The organism is Enterococcus sp. DIV1094, from assembly GCF_017316305.2.
Classification (GTDB): Bacteria; Bacillota; Bacilli; order Lactobacillales; family Enterococcaceae; genus Enterococcus_B; species Enterococcus_B mangumiae.
In genome coordinates, this window is sequence record NZ_CP147250.1 from 2,823,322 (window position 1) to 2,836,574 (window position 13,253).

Sequence of the window (13,253 nt, forward strand, 5' to 3'; positions counted from 1 at the left end):
GAATCATCTCTGATTTTCCGAGTCTCCGACTTATTTCTGGATAATAATATTTCCTTCATAACCACTGATTTAACAAAGGCTTATTTATTCAAAAATTCACTGATCGCTTGCTTATTTTTGGCTAAGTCGATTTCTAACACGCTACCTGCCGGTGTATTATCGTTGAAATCCCAACTTTTGTCCACTGGCACTGACAACGTATCGATTTTTTTGTCATTGTTTAGAAAATCCAAACCACAATCTAATAAGACACTTTCGGGTAGATTTGTCTGGATACTGCCTAAAAGTTTTCCGATTGCCTTTGGTAGTTTAATGATCGATGTAACATCTTTCAGTTGACTGGCTACCGCTTCAACGACTTGTTGCTGTCTGCGGATGCGACCAAAATCCCCTTCTTCGTCTTCACGAAAGCGCGCATACTGAAGTAAGGTGTTGCCGTCCATTGTTTGTTCTCCCTTTTTGATATCTACACCATCTAAATCAAGATCTTTTTCCGCATCGATGGTTACGCCATCTGGAAATAATTCATCGACACAATCAATAAAATCTTGGAATGTAATGCTGGCATAATAAGGCGTTTCTAACTTGAAATTCTCTTGTAATGTTTTGTCCAATAAGTCAATACCACCGTAGGAATAGGCTGCATTGATTTTATTCATGCCATATCCCGGTATAGGTACATAAGAATCCCTCATAATAGAAATCAATTTTGCTTGCTTTGTCTTTTGATCATATTGAGCGACCATCAACGAATCTGAACGCCCGTTTTCTTCTTTTGATCGAGCATCAGAACCAATCAATGCGACATTGATGATCGTCGGAACATCTTTTGCATCGACTTTGTCCACTGTGTCGGATTGCTTAACTGATGAAAAACCTTGGATAAATTCAAAAGAAAAAAAGCCGATGACCATCGCAAGAACGAGCAAGATACTTAAGATGATTTTTTGAAATGGTTTCATGTTAAATGACTCTTCCTTTCAAACTCTTCTACTTGCAACATAGAACATTGTCCCTTATGATGAGTCAAGTAAAGAGTGTATTCTCTTTCATGTCTTTTGGGTCGATTGAGCTGCAACTCGTCGATCCTTTTTTGTGTATTTCTCTCATAAAATCAAAAAAAGTTCGTTCCATTACTCCCCTTTCTCGTCCAGACACAAGTTAGGCGAAGCGAGCATAAAAAGAAGCGAAAACTAAGAAAAGGTCAGAAACCTTTTCGAACAAGATTTCTGACCTGGCATCATCTCATCGTCCGAGTTTTAGCACTATACAACGTAAAGAACGCATTCTTAGCTATTGGAAAAAGCCTTAATCCGACAATTCCTGTTTGACCCATTGGCGTCTTTCGACGTTTCTGGGCAATAGCCTATGTTTGTATAGGAGCCTCACCTAACAAGGTTAGTACTTATTTGATTTTTACAAAACTCATCTTATTCCTCTTTGAATCGATAATCAATAAAAACTAAAATAAAATAACTAAATTAATCTTTACTTAATAAAGTTTAAGGACAGATGATAAGTAATTAACTTCCACTGATCTTTAGAAATAGAGTCATTCCATCGTGTGATTATTTTGGGCGCAGCATCGAAACGATCTCGCCAAGTTTTCCATAGTCATTTCCAGCTAAGCGACTGATCGGCTGTAAATTGGTAGGATCGATATAGCCCGTTTGTTCATCATAGACAGTTTCACTCAATTGATAAGCAGCTATCTGTAATAAAAATAAATCAGCCGTAATTTCTTGGTCTTTCATGATCGGGACGTGTTGATAAAGTGTGGTCTCAAAGGCAATACTAGCTTCATTGATCCTTGGAACATCGATCGTATCTAATTCGGAAATCGTGAACGAAGTCAACGTCAACTCACTTTCCTCACTGGATAAGCTAGCGGCTGTTTGATTCGCATCTACCAGAATATTCTCATCTAAAATATGGATCACGGCTTCCTTCGTTTGCATCAGATGTCTAGCAGTGTCTTTCCACTCTCCGTTCTTTCGCTGAATGGCTAAGGAAAGTATCGGTGGATTGGAACTGACGATATTAAAGTAACTAAATGGCGCAATATTCGTCACTCCTTGGATCGACCGTGTCGCTACTACAGCCACCGGTCGAGGAATTACTGAACCGATCAATAGTTTATAGTTTTCTCTTTCAGTTAACTCTGAAGGAACTCGTTTGAACATTTGCTTTCCTACTTTCTTGTTGAATGATCCATCCTAATGATAGTCATGGTATCGGACAATCTTATTCATTGTCAACTAAACGTTCTTATTCCTAAGTCTTATGACACAAAAACACCCAGTGCAATTAAATGCACTGAGTGTCAAATTGATTATTTCAAACGGAATAATGTTGGTGCTTGGTCAGGTGCCCAAGTATCATCGCCATAGTTAAAATGCGTAACTAATGTTGTATATACTCTTCCTTTGTAGCTTACTTCTTCGTTCGCAGTATAAAGTTCTGGTGAAGACATTGAACCTAATTTCCATTCGCGAACGCCTTCAATGATTTCGCCTTGTTTTGTTGTAACATTCAATGTATTACTTGCATATGAAACTTCGCCATTTGTACTGATTGCACGTACTACGTATGAATAAGTTGTATTTGCTATTAGATTTTCATCCATATATGAAGTTTCTGAAGTTGAACCAACTAACTGGCCGTTACGGTAAATGTCATACTGTTTGATACCTTGAGTGTGTGTTGAAGCTCCCCACATCAATGAAACACTTGAAGATGTTTCGCCCATTGAGTGTAAGTTTTTAGGGGCAGTTGGTTTTTCTTCTGCACTGATTGCTGTAGTTGTTACTGAGATTGCTGTTTTATCTGATTTGATACCTGTTTGGCTAACTGCTTCGATTTCATATGTATAAGTTGTTTCTGCTGTTAAATCTTTATCAGAAAATTCAGGATCAACAGATGTACCAACTAGTTTACCATCACGATAAACATTGTAAGAAGCTGCATTTGCTTGTCCGTTCCATGTTAAGTTTACTGTTGATGAAGTCACGTTTTGAACACGAACATTTTGAGGTGCTTCTGGCTTCACTGGAATCGTTGAATCGCCTGTAACGTTCAAGTCGATCACATTATAAAACGCATTTACTGTATCTGCTACGTCCCAAACTGCTAATACAACATGGTAACCTAGGCGATCACTTGGGATATTGATTGAATGACTTGGATTTGTTGATCCAGTTGTTCCATTGTGGTTGATCGTACCAATCAATTCAAAATCATCACGGTCTAGTTTATCATTTGGATTCCAATCTGCTTTCGTCATATAATAATGCCATTTTGATGTCGCATGTGAAGCAGTAAAGCGCCATGTAAATACGTTCGCTCCTTGAGAAATCGATTGTTTTGTCCACATCGTAGAGTTTTGTTGATCAAGATTGAAGTCTCCTAATGAGCCACCAGCTGAAGCGATTTGTCCATCTGCAGGACCTGCTGCTGGAAACCCTTTTGGCGCTTCTAAAGATTGAGGCTCGTTGATAACAGCTCCATATTTTTGGAATGCTGCATTCCAGTTTGTATTTCTGTCTAAATGACCTTGATACCCACGGCTGATCGGTGATTGCACGTAGCCATGTGCGGATGCTTCATTTCCACCGATTACCAAGCTTGCTCCAAATAAAATACTTGAGCATAAAATTGTTCCTAAAATTTGTTTCTTCATAATTCCCTCCGTAATAAACGATTAATATAGATAACGATTTACAAAATATTTTTGATATTTCATTTCTTTCCTTTTGTTATCTTGAATTAAGAATATCAGATAAAAAAGATTAAATCGAACCAATTATTACCGAAAACGCGGTAATAATCATCAATTGAAAAAAATGTTAAAATACCGTACAAAACGCTGCATTCATAATATTTTATGCTTTATAAAAATTAATTTCATCTCGTTACATCCACATTGTATTTTTATCCCCGGTTGTTATATCCATAAATTATATAAACTAAAAATGATTAATTTTTGTTATTTCTTAACTATGTAAAAAAACGATAAACAAATTTTTCCATTCATTGTCTGCAAAGTAGTCTAACAACTTTTCGTCTATTATAAGTTTATTCATTTGCGGTATCTATTGCTTCATCATATGATGATATAAAGGGGGTTTTATTTATGAAAGTTTGGCTGATCTTACCCTTTACTATTTCATTATTTTTGCTTAGTGGTTGTGAAGATCCACAGGAGATGCCTAATCCTGAGCAACAGGAAAAGGCCACCTCTACCTCTATGATTGAGGAATCAACTACTGAGGAAACGACCACTGAGCAAACAAATCATGTAATCGAAGAAACGGAGGAATCGCTTGTGAATTACCCATCTGGAAGTTTATTAACCGCTGTTGAAGGAAATGATCGAAAGCAAGTGGAAGAGATTTTACAAACCGATTATTCAATCGATGAACAAAATGAAAAAGGAGAAACTCCGTTGTTGATTGCAACACATCATAATTTTGTCGACATTGCAAAGCTATTGATCGATCATGGTGCTTCGATCGATATTCAAGACGAGATCCAAGATAGCCCTTACCTCTATGCTGGTGCACAAGGCAAAACAGAGATTCTCGCCTACATGTTGGAACACCGTGAACCAAATCAAGAGATCGTCAATCGTTTTGGTGGCAATGCTTTGATTCCAGCAGCCGAAAAAGGTCATTTGGAGAATGTAAAACTTCTCTTGACCGATGCTCGCGTAGATATCGATCATCAAAACAATTATGGCTATACTGCGTTGATCGAAGCAGTCGCTTTACGCGATGGTTCTGAGATCTACCAACAAATCGTTCAAGAATTGTTGAATCATGGTGCAGATAAAACATTACGTGACAATCAAGGGAAAACCGCCGAAGATTACGCACGCGAATTGGGCTACACTCAACTACTCTCACAGTTAACGAAGTAGGTTTAAATATGTAGGTTAAGAGAACATCTTTCTAAGTGTAATAGACACTTCAGCAAGATGTTCCCTTTCATTTATTACATCTAGTTATCGATCAGAATAAACCAGGATGTAGTTGGTACAAACATAAAGTTTACATAATTAATTTATAAACTACCTATATTTAAGATGATGATTTTAAACTGATAATATTAAAAAGTATCCTCAAGCCTATGTATAAAATAAATCAACCTCAAAGAGTTAGTTGATAAACTACTCTTTGAGGTTGATTTACGGTATTTGTTTATTTCTCACTTAAAGATGTTACTTTGAACGCACTTAGCTTACAGCTTACGAGCAAAGAATGAAACGATCAATACTAAAATGATTGCTCCGATAAGTGATGGTACGATCGCCATACCACCGATCACTGGACCCCATGTACCTAATAGTGCTTGACCAATAGCTGATCCAACTAGACCTGCAATCACGTTTGCAATGATTCCCATTGAAGAACCTTTATTAGTAATTGCTCCTGCAATTGCTCCGATAATACCACCAACGATTAATGACCAAATAAATCCCATATTAATTACCTCCTAAAAATTCTAAAAAATTAAGTTTATTGTACGCGTGGTTCATTGTTTTCTTTTACTTTTTGCGCACCTTTACCAACAGCTGATTTTGCTTTATCTGTTTGTTTTGAAGCAAATTGACCAGTTGATTTTGCAGCATCTGTTACTTTATCTTGAACTGTTTCTTGATCTTTTTCGTATTCTGCTTGTGTTTTGATATCAACAACATTAACGTTTACTTCGATCACATCAAGATGAGTCATTTCGTTCACTTCTGTGCTGATCAATTCTTTGATTTGGTCATAGATATTTTCGATATCTTTACCGTATTCAACAACAACATCTAAATCAACTGCGACTTGTTTTTTACCTACTTCAGCGTTGATTCCTGCTGTTACGTTATCTGTATTCACAAGTTTTTCAGCGATGTTTGAGAAGAATCCACCATCAAGAGTCAATAAACCATCGACATCTTTCAATGCATAACCAATGATTTTTTGAATCACTTTGTCTTCATAAGTCAATTCACCTTTAGCTGAAGTATCAGCAACCGGGTTTGTACCTGTAGTAGTGTTTACGTTTTTGAAATCTTTGTTTTCCATGATAAATTCCTCCTATGATTTAAAATATTCATCTAACAATCTTGTTTCTTTTAAATAAAAACCAATCCCTACCCCAATGGCAGTCATGATCAGTATTAAAAGAGTTTTGAAAAATCCAACTGTCAACCATAAAACGGCTAACAGTAACCCAAGACCCCCAAAGATAATAGGGAGCTTATAGAGTGAAAAGAATTCTTTCATTTGTTTGCCCTCCTATTCTACACGTGAATGCTGGTTGTCCTCTTGATCTTTTTCTTCTTGATAACTACTGTAATTGACAGCTACTTTGATCTCTTGTTCTGAACCAAGGACATTGGCAACTTGATCTCTGACTTCTTGCATCAACATTTCTGTTTTACCAATCAGAGAAGAAGTACGTTTTAAATCGCCTTTAACATGAATATTGATTTTCTGTTTTGTTGATCGTACTTTGACTTTAGGAGATTGAATGAACTCTTCTTCGTGTAAATACGAGCGAGTGAGTCCTTCAATTGCTTTTTTATCTAAGGTCAATTTCCCATCTTTGTGCTTTAATACGAAAGTTCCTTTCGATTTTGGATAGAAAAGAACGAATAATAAGATGAGAACGACAACAATTGCAAATACGACAGCAGCCCAGAAAATATATTGTTGCATATAATAATTCGTTATCGTAAAAAAGCGAAAACGTTCCAATTGTTCAGGTAAGACATATGGTGCATTAACTAGAGCGATGATCAAAAGTACTGAAAGTAACACTATGCTTACAATTACACCGATGATCTTTACCCCCTTATTCATTTTCCACCTCCTAATTATCTTATTTTTCTGTTTTAAACACCTGACCAACAAGAAATTCCCTTGAGGAAACTAGAAAGACAACCGAAATAAGAAAGCGCTACCAAAGCGAACAGCCTCAAAATAACATCGATTCCTAATTCCCTGCTAAATTCTTAAATAACAGAAACAATTATTATATAACTTCCATTGTTTCTTGCTGGCTATACTACAAGAATAGTATTCAAGATTAAAAATTGCAAAGATAATGCTCATTTATTATTACAAAACAAAAAGGATAAATGACAAAACAGATCTGACAGTTAAAAAGATTGTCTATTCTACGGATTCTATTAATCTTTTGATAGAAAGGATGATACCCTTTTCAAAAAGCATGGAAATATTTTATAATAAGAGAAGGAAATGTTAGAGTAAAAGTGATCCAAATCAAAGAAACTATTACTCTTAGAAAGAGGTGTCAGCATGTTAAAGAAATCCCTTTATGCATTTATAATAACGATTATATATCTGATTGTTTCCAATGCTGGAAATCTATTTTTTGGAGTGTCGAAAGAATTTAGTTGGACGACTACGTTATGGGAATCCCTATTTTTCTTTTTATTTATACTTCTGCTACAAAATTATCGAAAAAAATAAATGGACAATTGCTTCTTTCGTAAAAATAAAAAAGCGATTTAGAAAAAATCTAAATCGCTTTTTTGTTTTTATTTATTCATTTCATTTTTTAAAGCTTCAGGCATTTTTGGCTCATAGATAACGAATGTACAATCTGCTCCGATCGTTCCCATTGCGTATGTTGCGATAGCAATCGCCATAGTTGAGATGACGTGCATCATTTGTAATTTTTTTGTTTTTAGATTTGTTAACATATTTAATCTACCCCTTTATTTTTTATAAACATCAACAATGTAGCAATCGCTAAACCTAATAAGAGATATGTACGGATACTGTCACTAGGCAAAAGCAAACCGATCGTTGTGATGAACAGAATAATAAGAACTGTTTTTTTCAATTGGAATGGTCCGTTTGTTTTGTTGATCGTTCGCTCTTTCACGAATACTCCCAGACCAACTAATAGAATACCGAGACTAAACAAAGGACGGGTCAGTTCAAACCCAATGGAAGCGGTGATCCATGGCAACACAACCAAGAAAAGCACACTAAGTATCGTACAAACTGCACTATTACTTGCATGAAACCCTTTTGTTGTAAAGCGAACTGAGATGAAAACAAGGTGTGTGATGAATACTGCGCCCATGATGTGTAGTAGAAATGCAATCGCATACATCACCATCATTTTGAATAGATCCACAAATAGAATTGATAACCCATACTCCACCTTTGCTTGTTCAATCGGTGAAAGACCTAATTGTGCAGCAAAATGTCCGCTTATTTTCTTCGATAATTTTTCCTCTATAGAAATATACTCTTCAGTCATTTCTCACGCTCCTTCGCAGTTTATTATACCTATTTTATAATTTGATGGATTATTTTTTCAAAAGTGTAAAGAATCTTAGCAAAAGTGCAAAAAAACATGCGCTTATGCACTCGTTGAAAGATCATTTTCGAATCGTGTGACTAGTTTTTTTAAATATCTGGTGGAAACTAAGCATTCTTCCCCATTGGTCATGATCACTTTGCGTTCTTTTTTATTGATTTCTGATATATTAGCTAAATTGACGACAAAAGATTGATGACACCGACATAAAGAATCACTTAGTTTTTCGATTTCTTTGATTTTCCCAGCATATTCGATCATCCGATTGTCTAAATGAACGATCAATTTATGCGGAGTTGGGCTTGAGCTAAAGAATAGAATCTCATCTACATACAGTTTGACATCGACTGCCCCACTTTTCAGCCAAATTTGTTCTCTTGTAGACAATGCAGTATTCATATATCGTTCAATCGCAATATCAATACAGCTGATGATTTTCTGTTGCAATTGTTCTTCGTTATCTTTGATTATATAATCTAATGCCTCTACCTTATAAAGAAAAGTAAGATAAACAAAATCCGTATATGTTGTGACAAAAATGATTTTAGCTGTTGGATCATATTGACGAATTTGTTTTCCAAGTTCCACACCATTGATATCTGAATTTAGATCGATATCTAAAAAATAGATACCTTCTGTTTTATTCTTCGATAGATAAGACAAAATATCATAAGGATTTTCTGTCGCTAATTGAAATTCAACATCATAATCCATCATCATGACGTAATTCTTAACAATGCTGGCGATTCGATTACGATGGATCTCTTGATCATCACAAATAAAAATTTTTAACATAATTATCCCTCTACTCCACATATAGTTATGATTTGTATAAATTTATCCGATTGGATTTTCGTATCTAAAAAGACATTGGTATTCAATTTGACTAAATCATCTAAATTGGCTAACCCGATACCAGAATTCCCTGGTTTTGTCGTAAAATTTGGTTTTTTTAAATCATGTAGTTTAGGTAAGTTACTTTTACATTTATTGATCAACATGAAAGTACAATCTTTGTGATCAGCTACGATCGCTATTTCGATCTCCGGCTGTTCGATCTCTCTCGAAGCTTCAATGGCATTATCCAAAATGATTCCCAACATTCTTACTAGGACCATCGTGGGCATTTCGATCTTCTCCACCACTTTTGGTACAGATATGTTTACGTGGATTCCTTCTTGGTGAGCCATGTACAACTTACTCAAAATGACACTTTTGATTTCTCTTATTTTTATATTTGAAATCGAAGACATCTTGAAAATTTCTTGATCAAAAATCGTTCCAGTAGCTTTGATACTATTTCGAAAATAATCTTTTAGACCTGACAAATCTTCTGATTCAATATATTCTTCCAAAGAAATCAGAATATTTTTGTAGTCATGTTTGAATTTCAGGATCTCTAGATAATTTTTTTCTGCTTGCTCACTATATTCGATCAAATAATTCATTTGTCGTTTTTGTTCTTTATTTTCATATTCCGTCCTTTTTATGAAAATGAAAGAAAAACAAAGGACCGTTGATAACAGGCCATAGAGGATCACAAATAGCTCATGCGCATCCATCAAGTAGGCTCGTAAATTAGAAAACCTTTCCATGACTAACAGGCTAAAATAGACCAAGATCGTTGCTGTAGCAATGACCCCACTGATTTTTATCGTTAATAAATCCTTGTAGCATTTTTCTAATAACCAAGTTTTGAAAATATAGGCAAAGAGGAAAAAAAGACTAGTTCCTAAAATGACGGTTAATCTTATACTTAGATCTAAGTGTAGAATAGAATAGCTGAAATTGATGAGATAATCAGAAAAAATATATAAGCAGAAAGTGACAGAAGGGATAAATAAGGCTGTATAAATATTTCTCCTAAAATAAAAAGTGATCATACAAAGCCCTATCCATAGAACAATCGTAGCAAAAACATTGATCACAAAATAAAGTGCCATATAGCAAACTATTCCAATGATCGACATAATGACATAATACCAACTTTTCAAATACGTATCCAAAAAGCTAGTGACAAAAAAGATACAAGCCGTTTGAACGATGACTATCAACAAGCTTTCCAGCGTGTTTAAATTCACAAAAACCCCCCTATTTTGAGTAAATCCTCTTGTGTACAATGTAAAAATAACAGTTAAGTTTTGCTTTACGTGCAAAACTTTTATTGGATGAAGCGTAACGAAATTATTTTATGTATTTTTAATCAAAAATTTTCCACCTTATCACCAAAAAAGATTGTAGCATATTTCACTAGTTATTTGGATTATATGTTGATTAATATACTGAGTAGAACTTATCATTTTTTCGGTATCAATGTTTTTTTATGAAAATTACCATTTCGTTTACATTTGTAACTATATATGTTATAATTATTTTTATTACGAATCATATGTTATGCGACATCTTAATTTGTTTTTATGAAATTTAATCCCACTGGCGTAACTAAAGGGTTACAAGGATGTATTAGTGGTTAGGGAATACATTGTTTAAATGAGAAAGAGTTAATATAGAGTAATCGCCTCTCAAGTAAGAGGTTTTAAGTAACACCAATGCTTCGTTAGATTGCCTTTTCTGCGGAAAAGGCAATCGTTCAGTTTCGTATTTATCGATAAACGATAAAAAATATTTGTTTTTCAATATATCCACATAGGAGGAAATCATATGAAAAGTCATTCACTATTTTTAAAAACAACTACTATTGGCGTATGTGCTGTATTCGTTCTATTCGGCCTTTTGTTTGCTACACAACTGTTAACAAGTGAAAGAACTAGACCATTCGATTGGCAAACCGCTCTCTTCATCGCAGTCATCTACATTACGCTATTTTCCGGTATCCTAATCGGTGGCATTATTTTCAAATTATTGACCAACATTTCTACTGACCAAACATTTTCTGATGATTCTCACCACTTAGTTAGTTATATCCGGAAAGTGATGATTTTCTTATCTATCAGTTCTTTTGGCATTTTACCAAAATTTTATCTATTAGCTGATGCAGATGATGCACCCGGATTGATGCTTTTAGGCTTGGCACTTGTTTTCTTACCATTTGCTGGTCTTGTCTTGATGAATGTCTTGATCAAAATATTAGAAGAAGCGATTCGTCTTAAGAAAAATGATGAATTGACTGTGTGAGGTGCAAGATGGCAATCATTGTAAATCTAGATGTGATGTTAGCAAAACGAAAAATGTCAGTGACTGAACTAAGTGATAAAGTTGGGATAACTATGGCGAATCTTTCCATTTTAAAAACCGGAAAAGCAAAAGCGATCCGCTTTACCACATTAGATAAAATCTGCGAAGTATTAAATTGTCAGCCCGGTGATCTTCTTAGTTTTGAGAAAGATATAGAAAACTAAATATTTTTATTTTATAAAGCCCACAAGACATAAAATGGTGAACATTTTATGTCTTGTGGGCTTTTTCAGTTCTCTTATTTATGCGAGCAACTCTTGATAAAAGTGGATCAGATTATTGATCTCTCTAGCTTTTGGGAAAACGGATATACCAAATACAGGAATATTATAGCTTTTATCTATTGAAATGTTTGAAATAATGCAATCATAATTCTCATAGTTGATCAGCGCTTGAGAGATTGTCTTGTTTTTTCTGAGAATAAATTCAAAGCGATTACCTAGTTGATGCTCTAAATTACTAAGTAAATAGTCATCATATTTTAGCGTAGCATTAGTTACGACTAATGCGCGAACCTGTTTATTTTCTTCGAACATTTTTAACAAAACTGGCCAGTATAATAATATTTCCGTGAATACCGTTGTAGTAAATCCTTCAAAATCATTTAATAAAATCGAATGATTATGCATGGCATGTTTCATCTTATTCCAAAACCTAAGCTGGATTTCTTTCATTTCTGAGTGATTATTTTTAAAAAAAAGAGAGTTTTTTTTATAATAAACAGTAAATGGGACTGTATTTTGTTGTAATAAAATGCTCACTTTCCGGAAAATCCTTTGCTTATCTTCACAAATGATCCCGTACTTTTCTTCTACCTCTTTTATAAAATTATTCAATGCAAGAATAATTGGATTTTTCATACTTGCAGACTCAATATCGAATAACTGATGGACAAATGGCTTGTCAAATATGTAAGTTGCTAACTGTTCGTTGATCAAGTCGTTCGTTTTCGGCAGGCGCAAACGCTCCACAGATAGTTGTTCATACCTAAATTTCTTTTGTTTTTTACTTATCGAACTTATGCTTTCCTCATTTTGAAGTAACAGAATACGGCTAGCGACCCAAAAATAAAATAGTTTTTCCTCTTGCGGTTCTAAATGAGTGAATTGTGGTTGCAGCCCATTTTCTTCAATAAATGCTTGAATGAGTTGAAGAATAAGTGAACGAAAATTTTCAGGAAATGCGTCCTCGAAATAATGATATTTCTCCATTAAAAACTGGACCGTCATTTCAGTGATGATTTGGTCGTTTCCAGTAAGCTTGATCAATGCTTGTACTTTCATCCCATATCTATGCAACGTTGGGTTGATTTTATCGACAATTCGTCGCAAAGTACTTTCAGAAATAAATAAATAGTCGGCTAACTCCAGATAATTTTTGAACTTATGTAATAAAATCGCTTCTAAATAGCGATACTCCATGGATTCTTGCTTGATCACATGATAAATATAATCTTCTGTTACATGAGGTAAGATCGTTGCCTTTACTCCCTCTCCTCGGGTCATTTTGATCTTGATATCACTAGCGTAAGAATGAATATCAAGTAAGTCGTTGCGCAAAGTTTTTGCTGAACAGCCAAGTAAATTTTCTAAATCATTAAACCGATAGCTATCGCCTTCAAATAAGTATTCCAGTAATCTTAATTGTCTTTTTAACTTTTTCGACAAAATCTTCAACATTTTTTATTCACCTCACAAACAAATGCAAAAAAC

At 34.6% G+C, this 13,253-nt stretch carries 15 protein-coding genes and 1 riboswitch; of the genes, 3 read left to right on the forward strand and 12 right to left on the reverse strand.

Annotation, left to right across the window (positions count from 1 at the left end; translation table 11 throughout):
- Positions 1 to 80: 80 nt before the first annotated feature.
- The 3 genes from DOK79_RS13385 to DOK79_RS13395 all read right to left on the reverse strand — a co-directional run bounded on the left by DOK79_RS13385 (position 81) and on the right by DOK79_RS13395 (position 3,679).
- Positions 81 to 962 carry an LCP family protein gene (locus DOK79_RS13385; RefSeq protein ID WP_206855211.1) on the reverse strand — a complete coding sequence of 294 codons (882 nt, stop codon included), beginning with the start codon at positions 960 to 962 and terminating at the stop codon, positions 81 to 83.
- 275 nt (positions 963 to 1,237) lie between these two features.
- Positions 1,238 to 1,404, reverse strand: a riboswitch (M-box (ykoK) riboswitch).
- A gap of 164 nt (positions 1,405 to 1,568) precedes the next feature.
- Positions 1,569 to 2,183, reverse strand: a complete 615-nt coding sequence (locus DOK79_RS13390; protein WP_206855210.1) for a flavin reductase family protein — start codon at positions 2,181 to 2,183, stop codon at positions 1,569 to 1,571.
- Positions 2,184 to 2,332: 149 nt separating this feature from the next.
- Positions 2,333 to 3,679, reverse strand: a complete 1,347-nt coding sequence (locus DOK79_RS13395) for a lytic polysaccharide monooxygenase (protein WP_206855207.1) — start codon at positions 3,677 to 3,679, stop codon at positions 2,333 to 2,335.
- Positions 3,680 to 4,132: 453 nt separating this feature from the next.
- On the opposite strand from DOK79_RS13395, the gene DOK79_RS13400 reads away from it, so the two are divergent.
- A complete protein-coding gene (locus DOK79_RS13400; protein ID WP_206855204.1) occupies positions 4,133 to 4,918 on the forward strand; it encodes an ankyrin repeat domain-containing protein in 786 nt (261 codons plus the stop codon).
- Positions 4,919 to 5,238: 320 nt separating this feature from the next.
- On the opposite strand, the gene DOK79_RS13405 is transcribed toward DOK79_RS13400, so the two are convergent.
- The 8 genes from DOK79_RS13405 to DOK79_RS13440 all read right to left on the reverse strand — a co-directional run bounded on the left by DOK79_RS13405 (position 5,239) and on the right by DOK79_RS13440 (position 10,427).
- Positions 5,239 to 5,481, reverse strand: a complete 243-nt coding sequence (locus DOK79_RS13405; RefSeq protein ID WP_010735387.1) for a GlsB/YeaQ/YmgE family stress response membrane protein — start codon at positions 5,479 to 5,481, stop codon at positions 5,239 to 5,241.
- A gap of 35 nt (positions 5,482 to 5,516) precedes the next feature.
- Positions 5,517 to 6,071: an Asp23/Gls24 family envelope stress response protein gene (locus tag DOK79_RS13410; protein WP_206855201.1), complete on the reverse strand. Its 555-nt coding sequence runs from the start codon at positions 6,069 to 6,071 to the stop codon at positions 5,517 to 5,519.
- A 12-nt stretch (positions 6,072 to 6,083) separates the two neighbouring features.
- Positions 6,084 to 6,272 (reverse strand): DUF2273 domain-containing protein, encoded by a 189-nt coding sequence (locus DOK79_RS13415; RefSeq protein ID WP_065096371.1) that lies wholly within the window; start codon positions 6,270 to 6,272, stop codon positions 6,084 to 6,086.
- 12 nt (positions 6,273 to 6,284) lie between these two features.
- The gene (gene amaP, locus DOK79_RS13420; RefSeq protein WP_206855199.1) at positions 6,285 to 6,851 is read right to left on the reverse strand and encodes an alkaline shock response membrane anchor protein AmaP; all 567 of its coding nucleotides are present in this window, start codon (positions 6,849 to 6,851) and stop codon (positions 6,285 to 6,287) included.
- Between the two features lie 701 nt (positions 6,852 to 7,552).
- Positions 7,553 to 7,717: a cyclic lactone autoinducer peptide gene (locus tag DOK79_RS13425; RefSeq protein WP_206855197.1), complete on the reverse strand. Its 165-nt coding sequence runs from the start codon at positions 7,715 to 7,717 to the stop codon at positions 7,553 to 7,555.
- 2 nt (positions 7,718 to 7,719) lie between these two features.
- The gene (locus DOK79_RS13430) at positions 7,720 to 8,286 is read right to left on the reverse strand and encodes an accessory gene regulator B family protein (RefSeq protein WP_206855194.1); all 567 of its coding nucleotides are present in this window, start codon (positions 8,284 to 8,286) and stop codon (positions 7,720 to 7,722) included.
- Positions 8,287 to 8,388: 102 nt separating this feature from the next.
- Positions 8,389 to 9,141 carry a LytR/AlgR family response regulator transcription factor gene (locus DOK79_RS13435; RefSeq protein WP_206855193.1) on the reverse strand — a complete coding sequence of 251 codons (753 nt, stop codon included), beginning with the start codon at positions 9,139 to 9,141 and terminating at the stop codon, positions 8,389 to 8,391.
- A 2-nt stretch (positions 9,142 to 9,143) separates the two neighbouring features.
- Positions 9,144 to 10,427 carry a GHKL domain-containing protein gene (locus tag DOK79_RS13440; protein ID WP_206855191.1) on the reverse strand — a complete coding sequence of 428 codons (1,284 nt, stop codon included), beginning with the start codon at positions 10,425 to 10,427 and terminating at the stop codon, positions 9,144 to 9,146.
- A gap of 580 nt (positions 10,428 to 11,007) precedes the next feature.
- On the opposite strand from DOK79_RS13440, the gene DOK79_RS13445 reads away from it, so the two are divergent.
- Entirely contained in the window at positions 11,008 to 11,481 is a 474-nt protein-coding gene (locus DOK79_RS13445; RefSeq protein ID WP_206855188.1) for a DUF2975 domain-containing protein, read from the forward strand.
- 8 nt (positions 11,482 to 11,489) lie between these two features.
- Positions 11,490 to 11,705, forward strand: a complete 216-nt coding sequence (locus DOK79_RS13450) for a helix-turn-helix domain-containing protein (protein WP_206855186.1) — start codon at positions 11,490 to 11,492, stop codon at positions 11,703 to 11,705.
- A 78-nt stretch (positions 11,706 to 11,783) separates the two neighbouring features.
- On the opposite strand, the gene DOK79_RS13455 is transcribed toward DOK79_RS13450, so the two are convergent.
- Positions 11,784 to 13,220: a helix-turn-helix domain-containing protein gene (locus tag DOK79_RS13455; protein WP_206858979.1), complete on the reverse strand. Its 1,437-nt coding sequence runs from the start codon at positions 13,218 to 13,220 to the stop codon at positions 11,784 to 11,786.
- Positions 13,221 to 13,253 lie beyond the last annotated feature (33 nt).